This window comes from Pseudomonas sp. (genome assembly GCF_030683065.1).
In the GTDB taxonomy this organism is placed as follows: domain Bacteria; phylum Pseudomonadota; class Gammaproteobacteria; order Pseudomonadales; family Pseudomonadaceae; genus Aquipseudomonas.
In genome coordinates this window covers 69,724-88,199 of sequence record NZ_JAUXMX010000061.1, presented here as the reverse complement: position 1 = coordinate 88,199, position 18,476 = coordinate 69,724, and the positions used below count along the sequence as shown (strand labels likewise).

At 59.2% G+C, this 18,476-nt stretch carries 14 protein-coding genes and 3 pseudogenes; 13 read left to right on the top strand and 4 right to left on the bottom strand.

Annotated features, from left to right (window positions below; genetic code table 11):
* Positions 1 to 134: 134 nt before the first annotated feature.
* From Q8K09_RS19005 to Q8K09_RS18960, 10 genes are all read left to right on the top strand, one after another.
* The gene (locus tag Q8K09_RS19005) at positions 135 to 2,360 is read left to right on the top strand and encodes an NADP-dependent isocitrate dehydrogenase (protein WP_305256551.1); all 2,226 of its coding nucleotides are present in this window, start codon (positions 135 to 137) and stop codon (positions 2,358 to 2,360) included.
* Between the two features lie 142 nt (positions 2,361 to 2,502).
* Positions 2,503 to 2,943: an NUDIX hydrolase gene (locus Q8K09_RS19000; protein ID WP_305256550.1), complete on the top strand. Its 441-nt coding sequence runs from the start codon at positions 2,503 to 2,505 to the stop codon at positions 2,941 to 2,943.
* Positions 2,944 to 3,005: 62 nt separating this feature from the next.
* Positions 3,006 to 4,139, top strand: coding sequence for a tRNA 2-thiouridine(34) synthase MnmA (gene mnmA, locus Q8K09_RS18995; protein ID WP_305256549.1), 1,134 nt, complete (start codon positions 3,006 to 3,008; stop codon positions 4,137 to 4,139).
* On the top strand, positions 4,136 to 4,756 hold the full coding sequence (gene hflD / locus Q8K09_RS18990) for a high frequency lysogenization protein HflD (protein WP_305256548.1): 621 nt from the start codon (positions 4,136 to 4,138) through the stop codon (positions 4,754 to 4,756). The genes mnmA and hflD overlap by 4 nt, the downstream gene beginning before the upstream one ends.
* Before the next feature lie 2 nt (positions 4,757 to 4,758).
* Positions 4,759 to 5,616 carry a DMT family transporter gene (locus tag Q8K09_RS18985; RefSeq protein WP_370869574.1) on the top strand — a complete coding sequence of 286 codons (858 nt, stop codon included), beginning with the start codon at positions 4,759 to 4,761 and terminating at the stop codon, positions 5,614 to 5,616.
* 88 nt (positions 5,617 to 5,704) lie between these two features.
* Positions 5,705 to 7,075, top strand: a complete 1,371-nt coding sequence (purB, locus tag Q8K09_RS18980) for an adenylosuccinate lyase (RefSeq protein ID WP_305256546.1) — start codon at positions 5,705 to 5,707, stop codon at positions 7,073 to 7,075.
* Positions 7,076 to 7,152: 77 nt separating this feature from the next.
* The gene (locus tag Q8K09_RS18975) at positions 7,153 to 8,319 is read left to right on the top strand and encodes a cupin domain-containing protein (protein WP_305256545.1); all 1,167 of its coding nucleotides are present in this window, start codon (positions 7,153 to 7,155) and stop codon (positions 8,317 to 8,319) included.
* Complete coding sequence (locus tag Q8K09_RS18970) at positions 8,312 to 8,737, top strand: GNAT family N-acetyltransferase (RefSeq protein ID WP_305256544.1); 426 nt, start codon at positions 8,312 to 8,314, stop codon at positions 8,735 to 8,737. The genes Q8K09_RS18975 and Q8K09_RS18970 overlap by 8 nt, the downstream gene beginning before the upstream one ends.
* Before the next feature lie 29 nt (positions 8,738 to 8,766).
* Positions 8,767 to 9,405 (top strand): histone acetyltransferase HPA2, encoded by a 639-nt coding sequence (locus Q8K09_RS18965; protein WP_305256543.1) that lies wholly within the window; start codon positions 8,767 to 8,769, stop codon positions 9,403 to 9,405.
* A complete protein-coding gene (locus Q8K09_RS18960; RefSeq protein WP_305256541.1) occupies positions 9,402 to 10,211 on the top strand; it encodes a secretin N-terminal domain-containing protein in 810 nt (269 codons plus the stop codon). Before Q8K09_RS18965 ends, Q8K09_RS18960 begins: the two co-directional genes overlap by 4 nt.
* Before the next feature lie 115 nt (positions 10,212 to 10,326).
* Here the strand turns inward: Q8K09_RS18960 and Q8K09_RS18955 are convergent, their stop codons facing one another.
* Positions 10,327 to 10,470, bottom strand: coding sequence for a hypothetical protein (locus Q8K09_RS18955; RefSeq protein ID WP_305256540.1), 144 nt, complete (start codon positions 10,468 to 10,470; stop codon positions 10,327 to 10,329).
* 406 nt (positions 10,471 to 10,876) lie between these two features.
* On the opposite strand from Q8K09_RS18955, the gene Q8K09_RS18950 reads away from it, so the two are divergent.
* Positions 10,877 to 12,472 (top strand): isocitrate lyase, encoded by a 1,596-nt coding sequence (locus Q8K09_RS18950; protein WP_305256539.1) that lies wholly within the window; start codon positions 10,877 to 10,879, stop codon positions 12,470 to 12,472.
* Positions 12,473 to 12,819: 347 nt separating this feature from the next.
* On the opposite strand, the pseudogene Q8K09_RS21385 reads toward Q8K09_RS18950, so the two are convergent.
* The 3 genes and pseudogenes from Q8K09_RS21385 to Q8K09_RS18940 form a co-directional block, all read right to left on the bottom strand.
* Positions 12,820 to 13,416, bottom strand: a pseudogene (locus tag Q8K09_RS21385) (methyl-accepting chemotaxis protein); the annotation flags it as partial.
* 309 nt (positions 13,417 to 13,725) lie between these two features.
* Positions 13,726 to 14,502: pseudogene (locus Q8K09_RS21380) on the bottom strand (cache domain-containing protein); the annotation flags it as partial.
* Positions 14,503 to 14,617: 115 nt separating this feature from the next.
* Positions 14,618 to 15,937, bottom strand: coding sequence for a Na+/H+ antiporter family protein (locus Q8K09_RS18940; RefSeq protein ID WP_305256537.1), 1,320 nt, complete (start codon positions 15,935 to 15,937; stop codon positions 14,618 to 14,620).
* 346 nt (positions 15,938 to 16,283) lie between these two features.
* On the opposite strand from Q8K09_RS18940, the pseudogene Q8K09_RS21375 reads away from it, so the two are divergent.
* Both Q8K09_RS21375 and Q8K09_RS21370 read left to right on the top strand, forming a co-directional pair.
* Positions 16,284 to 17,522, top strand: a pseudogene (locus Q8K09_RS21375) (cache domain-containing protein); the annotation flags it as partial.
* Between the two features lie 150 nt (positions 17,523 to 17,672).
* A complete protein-coding gene (locus tag Q8K09_RS21370; RefSeq protein ID WP_370869578.1) occupies positions 17,673 to 18,428 on the top strand; it encodes a methyl-accepting chemotaxis protein in 756 nt (251 codons plus the stop codon).
* Positions 18,429 to 18,476: the final 48 nt, after the last annotated feature.

The following is an 18,476-nucleotide window of genomic DNA, read 5'->3' as shown; positions in this document are numbered from 1 at the left end:
ACGCTCTACTGGTGCATCCAACATCACTGCGGCAAATCCTCGACTTTCGGCTCATTGACGACTTTGAGCGAACGCGCTTACCTGCGCATCTCGAGATTCTGTGCTCGCTTAGCAAAGAAGAGAGTTAATCCTAAATGTCCAAACGTTCGAAGATCATCTACACCTTCACCGATGAAGCTCCAGCCCTTGCCACTTATTCGCTTCTGCCAATTGTAGAAGCTTTCGCGGCATCCGCTGACATAGCCGTCGAAACCAGTGACATCTCTCTTGCAGGGCGAATTCTTGCAAGCTTTGCCGAGCACCTGGACGCCGACCAACGCGTCTCGGACGACCTCGCCAAACTGGCGGTTCTGGCGACTGACCCAGAAGCCAACATCATCAAGCTGCCCAATATCAGCGCCTCGGTACCGCAACTAAAGGCGGCCATCGCAGAACTGCAGGCTCAGGGCTACAACATCCCTGATTTGCCGGAAGACCCGCAAACCGAGGCAGAAAAACAAGCCCGCGCCGGTTACAGCAAGATTCTCGGCAGCGCGGTGAACCCGGTTCTGCGCGAAGGCAACTCCGACCGCCGCGCCCCAGCAGCGGTCAAAGCCTTCGTGCGCAAGCACCCGCACTCGATGGGCAAGTGGAGCATGGCCTCCCAGTCTCATGCCGACTACATGCGCGGCGGTGACTTCTTCTCCAGCGAACAGTCGATCACCATGGACAAGGCCGGTGACGTGCGCATCGAGTTCGTCGGTAAAGACGGCAAGGTCGAACTCAAGAAACAGTTGGCGCTGCAAGAAGGCGAAGTGTTCGACGGCATGTTCATGAGCTGCCGCAAGCTGCGGGAGTTCTTCGAGGCGACGCTGCAGGACTGCAAAGAAACCGGCGTGATGTGGTCGCTGCACGTTAAGGCCACCATGATGAAGGTGTCGCACCCGATCGTCTTCGGCCATGCGGTCAGCGTTTACTACAAGGATGTATTCGACAAATACGGCAAGCTGTTTGAAGAGCTGGGCGTCAACCCGAACAACGGCATCAGCAGCGTCTACGACAAGATCAAATCTCTGCCGGCCTCGCAGCAGGAAGAAATTCTGGATGATATCCATGCCTGCTACAGCCACCGCCCGGAAATGGCCATGGTTGACTCGGTCAAGGGCATTACCAACCTGCATATCCCGAGCGACGTGATCGTCGACGCCTCGATGCCAGCAATGATTCGCAGCTCCGGGCAGATGTGGGGCAAGGACGGTAAGCTCAAGGACACCAAAGCGGTGATGCCAGAAAGCACCTACGCCCGCATCTACCAGGAAATGATCAACTTCTGCAAAACCAACGGCGCCTTCGACCCGACCACCATGGGCAGCGTGCCGAATGTTGGCCTGATGGCGCAGAAAGCAGAAGAGTATGGCTCCCACGACAAAACCTTCGAAATGACCGCCGATGGCACCATGCGCGTAGTACTGGCCGACGGCAGCGTGCTGATGCAGCATGACGTTGAAGCCGGCGACATCTGGCGTGCCTGCCAGACCAAAGACGCACCGATCCGCGATTGGGTCAAGCTGGCCGTGACCCGCGCTCGCCAGTCCAATACCCCGGCGATTTTCTGGCTCGACCCCGAGCGCGCCCATGACCGTGAGTTGCAGAAGAAGGTAGAGGCCTACCTGCAGGAACATGATCTGAGCGGCCTGGATATCCGCATGATGGGCTACAACGAAGCCATTCGCATCAGCATGGAGCGCCTGGTTCGTGGCCTGGACACCATTTCGGTGACCGGTAACGTCCTGCGTGACTATCTGACTGACCTGTTCCCTATCATGGAACTGGGCACTTCGGCCAAGATGCTCTCGATCGTGCCACTGATGGCAGGCGGCGGCATGTACGAAACTGGCGCTGGTGGCTCGGCACCGAAGCACGTGCAACAGCTCATCGAAGAAAACCATCTGCGCTGGGACTCGCTCGGCGAGTTCCTGGCCCTGGCGGTATCACTGGAAGAGACGGGCATCAAGAACGACAACCAGCGTGCCAAGCTGCTGGGTAAGACTCTGGATGCGGCCACCGGCAAGCTGCTCGACAACAATAAATCGCCGTCGCGCAAAACCGGTGAGCTGGATAACCGTGGCAGCCACTTTTACCTGGCGATGTACTGGGCACAAGAGCTGGCGGCACAGACTGAAGACGCGGCGCTGCAAGCGCACTTCAGCCCACTGGCTAAAACCCTGAGCGACAACGAAGCAACCATCATTGCCGAACTCAGTGCCGTGCAAGGTACGCCAGTCGACATTGCCGGTTACTACCGTTCGAACCCGGAGCTGACTAGCAAGGCCATGCGTCCTAGCCCAACCTTCAACGCCGCGATCGCTTCGCTGCTTTAAGGTGTAACGCCTGGCGCTTGAACGCGCCGTATGACCAGAAGCCCCGGCCACGTGCCGGGGTTTCTGCTTGTGCGCCCACCCAACATGGCCGCGCGCCCTCGCTGCGGCCGCCATGATCGTCATTCACTTACAGGGCAAACACATGGATTGGCAGCCTCACATCACCGTAGCCACTATCGTCGAAAACCAGGGCCGCTTTCTCCTCGTCGAAGAGCTCAAGGGTGGACGACTGGTCCTCAACCAGCCCGCCGGGCACCTGGAAGCCAACGAAACACTGCGTGAGGCAGCAGTGCGCGAAACGCTCGAAGAAACCGGCTGGGATGTCGAACTCACCGGCATCGTCGGGGTTTATCTGTATACCGCACCGAGCAACGGTGTGACCTATCAGCGCATCTGCTTTGTCGCCAAATCCTTGCGTCATCATCCACAGCGCAGCCTGGACGCCGGCATCGTCGGCGCGCCATGGTTGACCCGTGACGAGTTAGCCAGCCAACCAGAGCGCTGGCGGAGCGAGCTGGTCCTTCGCTGCATTGACGACTACCTCGCTGGGCCACTGCACGACCTGGATCTGATCCGTGATTGAATCGCCGCTTAGCCTTGGCACCGCCAGCCTGTTAGAATTTCATCTTTTGTGCAGACACCCCTATGCGTGATCCAGCCCTCCCCAGCCCAGAACAGCAACGCGTCATAGTCGGCATGTCCGGCGGCGTGGACTCGTCCGTCTCGGCCCTGCTGCTGCTTGAACAGGGTTACCAGGTCGAAGGCCTGTTCATGAAGAACTGGGACGAAGACGACGGCACCGAATACTGCACCGCCATGGATGACCTGGCCGATGCCCAGGCTGTGTGCGACAAGATCGGCATCAAACTGCACACTGCCAACTTCGCCGCGGAGTATTGGGACAACGTGTTCGAGCATTTTCTCGCCGAATACAAGGCCGGACGTACGCCCAACCCGGACATCCTGTGCAACCGCGAAATCAAGTTCAAGGCATTCCTCGAGTATGCCCTGGCGCTCGGCGCCGACCTGATTGCCACCGGCCATTATGTGCGCCGACGCGATCGTGATGGCCGAACCGAGCTGCTCAAGGGCCTGGACCCGAACAAGGACCAGAGCTACTTCCTGCATGCCGTCGGTGGCGAACAAATAGCCAAGACCTTATTCCCCGTAGGGGAGCTGGAAAAGCCGGCAGTGCGCGCCATCGCCGAGCAACACCAGCTAGCCACGGCGAAAAAGAAAGACTCGACCGGCATCTGCTTTATCGGCGAGCGGCGCTTCAGCGACTTCCTCAAGCAGTACCTACCGGCCCAGCCCGGCGATATTGAAACCACCGAAGGCGAGGTCATCGGCCGTCATCACGGCTTGATGTACCACACCATCGGCCAGCGCCAGGGTCTTGGCATCGGCGGTCTAAAAGACGCCAGCGAAGAACCCTGGTACGTGCTGCAAAAAGACCTGGAACGCAATGTGCTGGTGGTTGGCCAGGGTAATGATCACCCCTGGCTATTCTCCAGCGCCCTGCTCGCGTCCGATATTTACTGGGTCAACCCGATCGAGTTAAACGAACCTCGCCAGCTAACGGCCAAGGTGCGCTACCGCCAAAACGATCAAGCCTGCACCCTGGAAAAAACTGCCAGCGGCTATCGCGCCAGTTTTGCCATGCCGCAACGTGCGGTCACGCCAGGCCAGTCAGTGGTGTTCTATGACGGCGACATCTGCCTCGGCGGCGGCGTGATCGAAATAGCAGAACCCTGGAGCAGCAAGGATAAGCACCTATGAGCCCAACACAGGAACAACTGGTCGCCCTGGGTGCGGTTTTCGAGGCCGCGGTGCTGGTCGACAAACTGGCCAAGACCGGACAGATTGGCGAGCCAGGATTGGCCTGCATGCTCGGCAGCCTGCTGGTGCGCGACCCACAAGGCACCCTGGATGTATACGGGGGTGACGACCTCAACCTGCGCGACGGTTATCGCGCCCTGATCAGCTCTCTGGAGCGCGACCCGGCCAGCCTGCAACGCGAACCACTGCGCTATGCCCTCGCGCTGCTCGCGCTGGAACGGCAACTGGCCAAGCGCGACGACATGCTGCAGGTAATGGGCAGCCGTCTGGACCAAATCCAGAACCAGGTCGGTCATTTCGGCCTGGTGCATGACAACGTCATCGCTGCTTGCGGCAGTCTTTACGAGGACACCATCAGCACCTTCCGCCAGCGTATCCAGGTGCAAGGCGACATCCGTCATCTGCAACAGCCAAGCAACGCCTCGAAGATCCGCGCCCTGCTGCTCGCGGGTATCCGCTCGGCGCGACTGTGGCGCCAGCTGGGTGGCCACCGCTGGCAGCTGGTGTTCAGCCGCAGCAAGCTGCTCAAGGAACTTTACCCGCTGTTGCGCGGTTAACCATGAACACCCGCATGGTCAAACCCATGCAGGGTGCCGCACTGCTGGCGTTGTCGGCACTGCTGTTCTCGTTGATGGGCGTCGGCGTTCGCGAAGTCTCCAGCAGCGTCAATAACGAATCGGTGGTGTTCTTTCGCAATCTGGTCGGCGTGCTGTTTTTTCTGCCGCTGATCCTGCTCAAGGGCGTGACTCCGCTCAAAACCACGCGCATCAAGGCGCATCTATGGCGCACCAGCTACGGCCTGGCGGCGATGTACTGCTTCTTCTACGCGCTGGCCCACCTGCCCCTGACCGATGCCATGCTGTTTACCTATTCGGCCCCGCTGTTCACTCCACTGATCGCCTGGTGGTGGCTGAAGGAGCCGCTGAGCAAACGCATCCTGCTGACAACCGGCATCGGCTTGGTTGGGGTATTGCTGGTGGCTAAACCCTCGAGCGCCTTGCTCAGTGGCAATACCCTGATCGGCATGGCAGCCAGTGTCCTGGCAGCGTTTGCCTTTGTCTCCATCCGCGAGATGAGCGATACCGAACCGGCTTATCGCATCGTGTTCTATTTTGCGCTATTCGGCACGCTGGCCTCCGCGATCCCCCTGACGTGGGCATGGCAGTCATTAAACAATCATGAGCTGAACCTGTTGCTGGCAATCGGCCTGCTCGCCACCGTCAGCCAGATCATCATGTCCAAAGCCTATGGCATGGCGCCGCCCGGCTTGATCGGACCTTTCGCTTACCTGGCCATCGTCTTTGCCGGTGTGATCGCCTGGTTACGCTGGGGCGAAACCCCTGACCTGACCTCACTGATCGGGGCCGCCCTGATTTTCGCCTCCAGCCTGCTGTCGATTGCCCGACGCAGCCGCTGAACGGCTAGCGAGCAAACGCGGCCAGCACGACGTTTTAATGTATGATATGCGCCCTTTTCGTCGCCCGACTGCCCGAGAACGCCCTCTTATGCTGCTTTCCTCGCTCACCGCGGTTTCCCCCGTTGACGGCCGCTATGCCGGCAGAACCAGCGCCCTGCGCCCAATTTTCAGCGAATACGGCCTGATCCGCTTTCGCGTCCTGGTTGAGGTGCGCTGGTTGCAACGCCTGGCCGCCCATGAAGGTATTGGCGAAGTCCCCGCCTTCTCAGCCGAAGCCCAGGCCGTACTCAACCAACTGGCGAACGACTTCGCCATCGAGCACGCCGAACGCGTCAAAGAGATCGAGCGCACCACCAACCACGACGTCAAGGCCGTGGAGTACCTGCTCAAGGAACAGGCTGCCAAGCTGCCGGAACTGGATAACGTCAGCGAGTTCATCCACTTCGCCTGCACCAGCGAGGACATCAACAACCTGTCCCACGCCCTGATGCTGCGTGAAGGCCGCGACGACGTCCTGCTGCCGTTGATGCGCCAGACTGCCGAAGCCATCCGTGAGCTGGCGATCAAATTCGCCGACGTGCCGATGCTCTCACGCACCCACGGCCAGCCGGCATCGCCGACCACCCTGGGCAAAGAGCTGGCTAACGTGGTCTATCGACTCGAGCGGCAGATTACCCAAGTTGCAGCCGTGCCATTGCTGGGCAAGATCAACGGCGCGGTAGGCAACTACAACGCCCACATGTCGGCCTACCCGCAGATCGACTGGGAAGCCAACGCCCGCGACTTTATCGAAGGTGACCTGGGCCTGCAGCTCAACCCCTACACCACCCAGATCGAGCCGCACGACTACATCGCCGAGCTGTTCGACGCCATCGCCCGCTTCAACACCATCCTGATCGACTTCGATCGCGATATCTGGGGCTACATCTCCCTGGGCTACTTCAAGCAGCGCACCATCGCCGGCGAAATCGGCTCCTCGACCATGCCGCACAAGGTCAACCCAATCGACTTCGAGAACTCCGAAGGCAACCTGGGTATCGCCAATGCACTGTTCCAGCATCTGGCCAGCAAGCTGCCTATCTCGCGCTGGCAGCGTGACTTGACCGATTCCACCGTGCTGCGCAACCTTGGCGTCGGCTTCGCCCATAGCGTTATCGCCTATGAAGCGAGCCTCAAGGGCATCAGCAAGCTAGAACTGAACGAGGCGCGCATCGCCGCCGACCTCGACGCGTGCTGGGAAGTTCTCGCCGAGCCGATCCAGACCGTGATGCGCCGTTACGCCATCGAAAACCCCTACGAGAAGCTCAAAGAGCTGACGCGCGGCAAAGGCATCAGCGCAGAAGCGCTGCAGACGTTCATCGACGGGCTCGATATGCCAGCCGCTGCCAAAGCCGAACTGAAGTTGCTGACGCCAGCCAACTACATCGGCAATGCAATCGCTCAGGCCAAACGTATTTAAGCGTTTGAGTCACTTGCACGCCCGGCAGTGCCGGGCGTTTTTATTTTTGGGCTTTTATTTATTTCAAGGGCTTAGCGATGAATCCTGATACTCCACTGCAGCTGTTAGGCGGCCTTACAGCCCGTGAGTTCCTGCGCGACTACTGGCAGAAAAAACCCCTGCTGGTGCGCCAGGCCATACCCGGCTTCGAGAGCCCGATCTCGCCGGACGAGCTTGCAGGCCTGGCCCTGGAAGAGGAAATCGAGTCACGCCTGGTGATCGAGGACGGCGAGCGCCCATGGGAGTTGCGCCGCGGCCCGTTCGCCGAAGACGCCTTCGCCCAACTGCCGGAACGCGACTGGACCCTGCTGGTGCAAGCGGTCGATCAGTTCGTCCCGGAAGTGGCAGAGCTGCTCGAAGAGTTCAAGTTTCTGCCCAAGTGGCGCATCGACGACGTGATGATCAGCTTTGCCGCACCCGGCGGAGGCGTCGGCCCGCACTTCGACAATTACGATGTATTCCTGCTGCAAGGCTACGGCAAACGCCGCTGGCAGATCGGCCAGATGTGCAACTCCGAGAGCCCGCTGCTGCAACACGCTGACCTGAAGATTCTTGCCGAATTCACTAAAACTGAAGAATGGGTACTGGAACCCGGCGACATGCTCTATCTGCCGCCGCTTCTGGCCCACTGTGGTACCGCTGAGGATGATTGCATGACCTATTCCGTAGGCTTCCGCGCGCCTAGCGCCGCTGAAGTACTGACCCATTTCACCGATTTTCTCGGCCAGTTCCTCCCCGATGAAGACCGCTATAGCGATGCCGACGCGCAACCGACCAGCGATCCGCACCAGATCCAGCATGACGCCCTGGATCGCCTGAAAGCCCTGCTCAATGAACACATGAGCGATGAGCGCCTGCTGATGACCTGGTTCGGCCAGTTCATGACCGAACCGCGCTACCCGGAGTTGATCGCTGGCATTGAGATAGATGAAGACGCCTTCCTCGCCAGCCTCGAAGATGGCGCCGTGCTGATCCGCAACCCCAGCGCCCGCCTGGCCTGGTCGGAAGTCGGCGAAGACCTGGTGCTGTTCGCCAGCGGTCAAAGCCGCTTACTGTCGGCCAGCCAGCGCGACTTGCTGAAACTGATCTGCTCAGCCGACGCGTTACATATCGACAACCTTGCTGCATGGCTGGCCGATGACGAGGCACGTAACCTGCTAGTGGAACTGGCCAAACAAGGGAGTCTGGAATTTGCCGATGAATAGTATTCACATCCGCCTGGCTGACTGGCAAAAAGACAATGCCGAGCTGCGGCGCATTCGCGAGTCGGTGTTCATTGCCGAGCAAGCGGTACCGCCGGAACTCGAGTGGGATGCTGACGATGCCGAGGCACTGCACTTTCTCGTCTACGAGGGTGACTATCCGATAGGTACCGCACGCCTGCTGCCGGACGGCCATATTGGCCGTGTTTCGGTACTTAAGGATTGGCGAGGACTTAACGTTGGCGACGCACTGCTGCGCGCGGTGCTCACAGAAGCGGAAAAACGTGGCTTGCAGCAACAAATGCTCAGCGCCCAGGTGCAGGCCACGCCGTTCTATGAAAGGCTTGGCTTTGCCATCGTCAGCGGTGAGTACCTCGACGCCGGTATTCCTCATGTAGATATGGTGCGCAACAGCCAATAATAGCTGCGAACAATAGCCGTGAGGTCAGGATGAACCAGAACGCCCCGTCAGACGCAACCGAGAGCAACGAGCCAGCAGCGCTTCCCGCCATCGAGTTTCAGTCGCCGGGGCGTTTTGCCGTGCACAACCCTGGGCCAGCCTCAGCCGAATCACGACTGGCAGAGCCGGCCCCGTTCATCCTCGGCGAGCACCTGGCACTGGAGCGTTTCGATCAGCCCCAGGCAGCCCGCGCCCACGCGCTGGCCATGCTCCAGCAAGCCCAGCGCAGCCTGTGCATCTACAGCACCGACCTGGAACCTTGGCTGTATCATCACCGCAGCGTCCAGGAGGCCTGCACCCGCTTGCTCTTGGCCAACCCGAAAAATCGCCTGCGCATTCTCGTCAAAGACCTCAGCCGGGCCGTTAAGCAAGGCCACCGCTTACTTGGATTGTCGCGCCGACTGTCGAGTAACCTGCATATCCGCAAATTGCACCCGGACTATCCCGGTGAGGAAATTGCCTTCTTGCTGGCTGATGACTGCGGTTTGCTGCTACGCCCTGAACCTGAACAATTTGCCGGCTATGCGCTATATCAGGACCCTGCCCGCGTACGCTTGCGTCAGAGACAATTCGATCAGGCTTGGCAGGCCAGCATTACCGACCCAGACGTACGGAGTTTCCTGCTATGAGTGCACCTAACCTGTTCGCGGCTCTGCTGCTCTGCATCGCTCTGCCCCTGAGTGCGGCCACCGAAGTTATCCCGCTCAATTACCGCACCGCGGATGATGTGCTGCCGGTGGTGCAGTCGGTTCTGGGCAACGAGGGACGCGTCAATGCCTATGGCAACCAGCTGGTCGTCAACGCCACGCCGGCCAAAATCGAGGAAATCCGCCAACTACTCGAGCAACTGGACACGCGCCCCCGGCGCTTGCTGATCAGCGTCGACAGCTCGGAATCCAGCTTTCAGAACGACCGAGGCTATCGCGCCGACGGCACCCTGAGCGCCGGCGGTGCCCAAGTGCAGATTGGCCAGGGCGAAATCAACGGTCGCGACCAAGTGCGCATCATCAGCCGCACGACCGACAGCCGTGGCGGCGGCACCCAACACGTGCAAGCCACCGAGGGCTACCCGGCGCTGATTCAGGTCGGCCAAAGCGTACCGCTCAACTCGAGCAGCAGCGGCCCTTACGGCCAGGTGTACAACAGCACCGAATACCGCAACGTCATGCGCGGCTTTTACGTAACTGCCAGCCTCACCGGCGAAATCGTACACATCAACATTAGTAGCAATCGCGACCGAGTGAGCCAATCGCAGCCCGGAGTAATCGACATCCAGAATACCGACACCCGGGTTAGCGGCCGGCTGGGCGAATGGATCAGCATCGGCGGCGTTAACCAGCAGAGCCAGGTTGAACGAGACGGCGTTCTACGCCAGCGATCTACCCAAGGGCGCGAGGACATGAGCCTGCGGGTTAAGGTCGAAATTACCGATTAAAACTGAACACCCAACACCCGCTGCGGCCGCCGCCAAGCAACCGCTGCTGTCGTTGCACAAGGTGAAAAGCAGAGCCATTTAACTGACTAAACGCCCTGCTTTTCACGCCGGGGGCTTAACCGCGAACACCCGGATAGATTCCGGCCATGGCACTCGAATTTTTCACAACCCCTGACTCGCCGGTCGTCGTAATACTTATGTAGTAGTCGTGAAAAAGCACTACAAAACGTTTGACGAACACTTTTTGCAGAGGCATCATGGCCCCGCTCCCGCTAATCAGGGGCCCTGGAAAGGGCCTCCGGGTCGTGTTTCAGCTTACCGCCGGAGCCGACTCGTGTTGTAAAGCCCACAAGGCAGTTCGACGAGATTGCGACTGGAACGAAGTTGTCCTGAGGGACGGGGAAGCGCTTCAACGTAGCAGCCAGCAGACAGTTACAGCCGACTGAATCGTCCAACGGTATATTCGATCCGTAGACGCCAAATGACACGATCATTTGCAGCAGCTGTAGTCGACGCCCTGTTCGTTTCGTCCCCCCTCCTCCCAGCTGCAACCGCGCCCTGGTCACTCTCTTTCGTACTGTTGTGAGCCCCTGCAACCATCGCCCTCACAGGTTTTGAGTGGGAAAGTCGGTGCTCAACCAAACACATACTTTGAAGGATTGACCATGTCAGCTTATCAAAACGACATCAAAGCCGTTGCCGCCGTTAAAGCCGCCGCTGGCAGCAGCTGGAGCGCCATTGACCCTGAGTCCGTGGCCCGCATGCGCGCTCAGAACCGCTTCAAAACCGGTCTAGAAATCGCTCAGTACACTGCCAACATCATGCGCAAAGACATGGCCGATTACGATGCTGACTCCTCCGTCTACACTCAGTCCCTGGGTTGCTGGCATGGTTTCATCGGTCAGCAGAAGCTGATTTCGATCAAGAAGCACCTGAAGACTACCGACAAGCGCTACCTCTACCTGTCGGGCTGGATGGTTGCTGCTCTGCGTTCGGATTTCGGTCCGCTGCCGGATCAGTCCATGCACGAGAAAACCTCGGTTTCCGGCCTGATCGAAGAGCTGTACACCTTCCTGCGCCAGGCTGATGCCCGTGAGCTGGACCTTCTGTTCAGCGCCCTTGACGCTGCCCGCGCCGCTGACGACAACGCCAAAGCTGCTGACCTGCAGAATCAGATCGACAACTACGAAACTCACGTAGTGCCAATTATCGCCGACATCGACGCCGGTTTTGGTAACCCGGAAGCCACCTACTTGCTGGCCAAGAAGATGATCGAAGCGGGTGCTTGCTGCATCCAGATCGAGAACCAGGTTTCCGACGAGAAGCAGTGCGGCCACCAGGACGGTAAAGTTACCGTCCCACACGCCGACTTCCTCGCCAAGATCAACGCTGTTCGCTACGCATTCCTCGAACTGGGCATCGACAACGGCGTGATCGTTGCACGTACCGACTCCCTGGGTGCAGGCCTTACCAAGCAGATCGCGGTTACCAACCAGCCGGGCGACCTGGGCGACCAGTACAACTCCTTCCTGGATTGCGAAGAAGTCTCCCCTGCCGATCTGAAGAACGGCGACGTGGTTCTCAACCGCGAAGGCAAGCTGCTGCGTCCCAAGCGTCTGCCGTCCAACCTGTTCCAGTTCCGTGCTGGCACCGGTGAAGCGCGCTGCGTACTGGACAGCATCACCTCGCTGCAGAACGGCGCGGACATGCTGTGGATCGAAACCGAGAAGCCACACGTCGGTCAGATCGCAGAAATGGTTAACGAAATCCGTAAAACCATCCCGAACGCCAAGCTGGTTTACAACAACAGCCCATCGTTCAACTGGACTCTGAACTTCCGTCAGCAGGCATTCGACACCATGGCTGCAGAAGGCAAGGACGTTTCCGCTTACGACCGTGCCAAGCTGATGAGCGTCGACTACGACGAAACTGAGCTGGCCAAGTTTGCTGACGAGCGCATCCGCACCTTCCAGCGCGACGCTTCTGCTCAGGCCGGTATCTTCCACCACCTGATCACCCTGCCGACTTACCACACCGCCGCACTGTCTACCGACAACCTGGCCAAAGGGTACTTCGCAGACCAAGGTATGCTGGCTTACGTGAAAGGCGTTCAGCGTGAGGAGATCCGTCAAGGTATCGCCTGCGTTAAGCACCAGAACATGTCCGGTTCCGACCTCGGCGACGCTCACAAAGAGTACTTCGCTGGTGAAGCAGCTCTCAAAGCTGGCGGCAAAGACAACACCATGAACCAGTTCGGCTAATAGCCTGAGGTTCGCTCGGTTGGGGCCACGCACCCCGACCGAGTCAGTAACGAAAAAGCCCCGGCAGCGATGCCGGGGCTTTTTTTGTTGGCTCTGTACCCGTTATCTGTTGCGCTCAGCCGTCGACGCTTAAGTGTCAAGGGGCCTGATCGTGTAGGGTGCGCCGTGCGCACCGGGGTAAGTTTAAGATTGGTGTGCATGACCTGAGCGGCATCGCGTCACGCTACTCATTACAGCCTCAAGCAATGTCACTCTTACCCAGACACCCCTGTAACACCTAACGGGTGCGCCCGCTCCTACAGATTGCGCGCTTTGGCTATGTAGGCCGGGTTTTAGCTACAGGGCACTCAGATACGAAACTGTCGAACCAACGCTCCCAGGCGCTCACCGAGCCCAGACAGATTGCGCGCAGTTTGAGCCCCTTGCTGGGTTTCGTCGGCGACGCTGTCTACAGCCACGGCAATCTGATGCACGCTACGGTTGATCTCCTCTGCCACTGCAGTCTGCTCTTCAGCAGCGCTGGCGATCTGCGCATTCATTGAATTGATAGTGGCAATCAACTGCGCAATGGCATCCAGCGACGAGCCCGCCTTATTGGCTTGCTCGCTGGTGAGGTCCCCGGCGTCGCTTGATTGGCGCATCGAAACCACCGCCTGATGCGTCCCTTTCTGCAAGCGGTCGATCATGCCCTGGATCTCCTGGGTGCTCTGCTGGGTACGACTGGCCAGGGCACGTACCTCGTCGGCGACCACGGCAAATCCCCGCCCAGCCTCACCGGCACGGGCTGCTTCGATAGCCGCATTGAGTGCCAGCAAATTGGTCTGCTCGGCGATAGAGCGAATCACATCAAGCACACTGACAATCGACGACACATCATTCTGCAGGCTGTCGAGGGACAAGCCACTGTCGCGGATGTCCTGCACCAGGGCGTGAATGCGCTCGATACTGCCATCAACCACGCGCTTGGCTGCCTGACCTTCTTGATCAGTCTTCTGCGCCGCTTCGGCCGCGCCCTGAGCACTTCGTGCAACCTCGTGGGCCGCGGCAGACATTTCATTGATCGCGGTCGCCACCTGATCGGTTTCATGACGCTGCTGCTGCATGGCCAGTTCGGAACGCTGGGTCTGAGTCGACACCTGGCCGACCAGTTCCGTGAGCTGCCCGGTCATTTCGGCGATCTGGCGGACCAGATTGTGGATCTTCTCAACAAAACGGTTGAACGAACCGGCCAACTGGCCCAGCTCATCGTCCCCGCTGATTGGCAGGCGACGGGTCAAGTCACCCTCGCCAGCGGCGATGTCATCAAGGTTGTCTTTTATCTGCTGCAGCGGCCGCAGGAAGGTATTACTCAGCACCACACCGACGATGCCAAAGACCAGCAGCAGGACCACGGCAATAATCAGAATACTGGTGAGGATCGTGCTGATGCGTTCGTCGATCTGGCCCTGAATCTTGCCGATCTGCGCTTCAACACCGTCCAGGTTAAGCGCTGTGCCCAGCGCCATGTCCCACTTCGGCAGGTAATAGCTGTAAGCCAGTTTGGGCACTATGACTGCGTCGTTGGACGGTAGCGGCGAAGAGTAATTGACAAAATAGGTGTTGTTCTTGGCAACGTTGACCAGCTCACGATTGGTGTAGACGCCGTTCGGATCGCGTCGTTCGGCTAGGCTGACGCCCACGTCCGCCGGGCTGTCGCTGCGAAACAGACGCACAATATTGGAGTCATGAGCAAAGAAGTAACCGTCGTTGCCGAACTTGATCTTTGACAGCACCGCGATAGCCTTCTCGCGACTGGCCATATCGCCTTGAGTCGCCTCGGCATACAGCCCCTGCACGGCCCCCAAAGCAATCTGAATATAGTGCTCAAGCTCGACGCGTTTTTCCTGGATCAGTCGCTCGCGGGTTTCTGCTATTTCCTCGGCAGCCAGGCTTTGCAAGACCTTGGCAGCTGCACCGCTGAGCACAATAGCGAACAGGATCACCGGCACTAGGGCAAGTAACACCACTTTGGTTTTTAATGTCAGGCGCATTATTATTTTCCTTATAGGCTTTACAAAACGAAACGGGACTACCGATCTATCGGCAGTCCCGTCAGAAAATAAAGCGACAATTGGCTGGCGAAGTTACTGCCCGCCACTCTCTCGTTTACAGCACCATAGCTGCCGCCCAGCCGAATACCAGCAGCGGTAGGTTGTAATGCAGAAAGGTCGGCACCACGCTATCCCAGATATGGTTGTGTTGGCCGTCGACGTTCAGCCCCGATGTCGGACCGAGGGTCGAGTCCGAGGCCGGCGAGCCGGCATCGCCCAGGGCACCAGCCGTGCCGACAATACAGACAATGGCCAGCGGGCTGAAACCCAGCTGTACGCCCAGCGGCACGAAAATGGCGGCAATGATCGGTACCGTGGAGAACGACGAACCGATACCCATGGTTACCAGCAGGCCAACCAGCAGCATCAGCAGCGCGCCAATAGCCTTGTCATGCCCAATCAATGCAGCAGAACTGTCGACCAGGGTTTTCACCTCGCCGGTTGCCTTCATTACCTCGGCAAAACCGGCGGCGGCGATCATGATGAAGCCGATCATCGCCATCATCTTCATGCCTTCGGTGAACAGGCTATCGGCTTCTTTCCAGCGCACGACGCCGGATACCGAGAAGATTACAAACCCGACCAACGCGCCGATGATCATCGAGTCCAGCCACAACTGCACGACAAACGCTGCGCCAATCGCCACAGCGGCTACCAACAGGCTCAGCGGGTTGTAGGCCACATCAATGCGCTCGGCCTGCTCGATCTTCGTCAGGTCATAGACGCGCTTCTTGCGGTAGCTGAACAATACAGCCACCAGCAGGCCGAACAGCATGCCCAGCGCCGGAATTGCCATGGCCTTGGTGATACTGACGCCAGTCACGTCCACTCCGGCCTTGGCTACGTTAGCCAGCAGGATCTCATTGAGAAAGATGCCGCCAAAACCGACCGGCAGGAACATGTAGGGTGTGATCAGACCGAAGGTCAGCACGCAGGCAATCAGTCGGCGATCAAGCTGCAACTTGCTCAGCACATAGAGCAACGGTGGTACCAATAGCGGGATGAAGGCGATATGGATCGGCAGCACGTTCTGCGAGGCCATCGCTACCGCCAGCAGTAACAAGATCAACGCCCACTTGAGCACCCCGCCTCCCTGCACATCCTGCTTGCCGACCAGAGCCAGGGCCTTGTCGGCCAGCGCATGGGCCAGACCCGACTTGGCGATGGCCACAGCGAAGGCGCCGAGCAAGGCATAGGACAGCGCCACCGTCGCGCCACCGCCAAGCCCCTGATTGAAAGCAGCCAGCGAACCCTCCACCCCCAAGCCACCGATCATGCCACCGGCCAGTGCACCGACTATCAGCGCGACCACTACGTGCACGCGGCACAGGCTAAGGACCAGCATGATGCCGACCGCCGCAATTACTGCATTCATGAACCGCTCCTAATGAAGCTTTGCTGGAAGAAACCAAGGTTGGGTGTTACGCGTCCGTGGCGGCGCATGCCTGACTGCACGCGCATGACCTGCAGGCAGTTATAAAGCTGCGGATCAACGGGGACGCCGTTGTACCCAGAAAAAAGCCGCGTACTCTGCCGTAAGTGGCGGGATGTGTCAAAAATGCAGTGTGTTAAATATTGATCACCCGTGCATAATCCCACCGCAATGACTGGCCAGCGCCGCCAGCAAAAAACGGCATATCGCAGCGATACCGCCAGCTCGATCAAGAAACCCATGCAGTCGCCGATAACCACGTCGTGAACAATTGATTCAGGAGCGCCCCATGCCCTTCAGCCGTCTTTCGATCCAATGGAAAATCACCCTACTTGCCGGCCTGTGCCTGCTCGTGATCGTGACGCTGCTGGTAGGCGCCTCGCTTTATCAGTCCGCCCGCAGTGCCGAGTTGGTGCGCAACTCCAGCAGCAATATGCTGGCCGACAGCGCCAAACTTCGCCTGCAGGCACGTGGCGAGCTGCAGGCGGTGCTCGTCCAGCGCTATTTCATGGACACTTACCAGTATGGCAAGGGGTTTTCCCGGCAGATCATTTTTCTCCGCGAGCAGGCTGAGAAACGCTTCCTCGATGCCTTCGACCTGCGCGAAGACCTGACCCGGCAAGCGCGCAGCAGTCTGGAGGCAAACCCGTCATTACTCGGCCTCTACATGGTCTTCGAACCCAACGCGCTAGACGGTAAGGATGAGTTATTTGTCGAGCAAGCCGAACTCGGTAGTAACGACCAGGGGCGCTTCTCACTGTACTGGTCGCAAGCGACGCCAGGGCAACTTGAGTCGGAGTCGATGAACGAGGAGATGCTTAGCGACACCAAGACCGGCCCCAGCGGCGAACCTTATAACGCGTGGTACACCTGCCCACGCGACAGCGGCAAAACCTGCGTTCTGGAGCCTTACTTCGACGAGGTCGGCGGCCAGCAAGTGCTGATGACCAGCATTGCCTTCCCGCTGGAACTGAATGGCAAGGTAATCGGCGTAGTGGGCGTCGATATCAGCCTGGACAGCCTGCAACTGCTGAGCGTGCAAGCCAATCGCGAGCTCTATGACGGCGCTGGTCATATCAGCATTTTCAGCCCGGCAGCGTTGCTGGCCGGTCACAGCCGCGATGCCAGCCTGCTCAGCAGTCCCGTAGAAAAGGCTTACAGTGAATATGCTGGCGAGCTGCGGTCATTGATCAATAATGGCCAAGCCAGCGAACTGCAGCACGGCGACATGCTCCGCGTAGTGCAGCCATTCAAGCCGATTCCCGAGGCCAAGTCTTGGAGCGTATTACTCGAAGTACCCGAACAGAAACTGCTCGCACCGGTTGTACAACTGGAGCGCCAACTGAACCAGCAGCGGACCAGCGACAGCGTAGTGGCACTGATGATCGGCCTGCTGGCGATGCTTCTTGGCCTGTTGCTGATGTGGCTGACCGCCCGTGGCGTGACCAAGCCAATCCTCGGCGTTGCCGCCATGCTGAAAGACATCGCCAGCGGTGAAGGTGACTTGACTCGCCGCCTTGACTACCCTCGGCAGGACGAGCTCGGCGAGCTGGCCAGCTGGTTCAACCGATTCCTCGACAAGCTGCAGCCGGTTATCGCCGAGGTCAAACGCAGCGTGCAAGACGCTCGTGGCACGGCCGACCAATCCGCCGCCATTGCCAGTCAGACCAGTGCTGGCATGCAGCAGCAATTCCGTGAGGTCGACCAAGTAGCCACTGCCTTCCAGGAAATGAGCGCTACCGCCCATGACGTAGCGCACAACGCCGCGCAAGCAGCCGAAGCCGCCAACAGCGCCGACCGGGCCAGCCGCGAAGGACTTGGGGTGATCGGCAAGACCACCGAGACCATCGAATTGCTGGCCAACGAAATGAACGTCGCCATGCAGGAAGTCGAAGGATTGGCCAACAGCAGCGAACAAATCGGCTCGGTACTGGAAGTGATCCGCTCGATTGCCGACCAGACCAATCTGCTCGCACTCAACGCCGCCATCGAAGCGGCCCGCGCAGGCGAGGCTGGACGCGGCTTCGCAGTGGTCGCCGATGAAGTCCGCAACCTGGCCAAACGCACCCAGGACTCGGTTGAGGAAATCCGCCAGGTAATCGAAGGCCTGCAAAAAGGCACCCGCGAGGTGGTCAGTACGATGCATAGCAGTCACCGACAAGCCCAGGGCAGTGTCGAACAAGTCGGTCAAGCGGTAGCCGTACTGCAACGGATCAGCCAAGCGGTGAGCGTAATCACCGACATGAACCTGCAAATCGCCAGCGCAGCCGAGGAGCAAAGCTCGGTCGCCGAAGAGATCAACCGCAACGTCGCCTCGATTCGCGACGTCACCGAAACCATGGCTGGGCAGGCCGACGAGTCGGCCCAGGTCAGCCAGAGTCTCAACCGTCTGGCCAACCAGCAGCAAAGCCTGATGGATCAATTTCGCGTCTGAACGGCGTATGCCTTGCCGCCCCGGCCTGCGACCGCTAGCCTGGGCGAT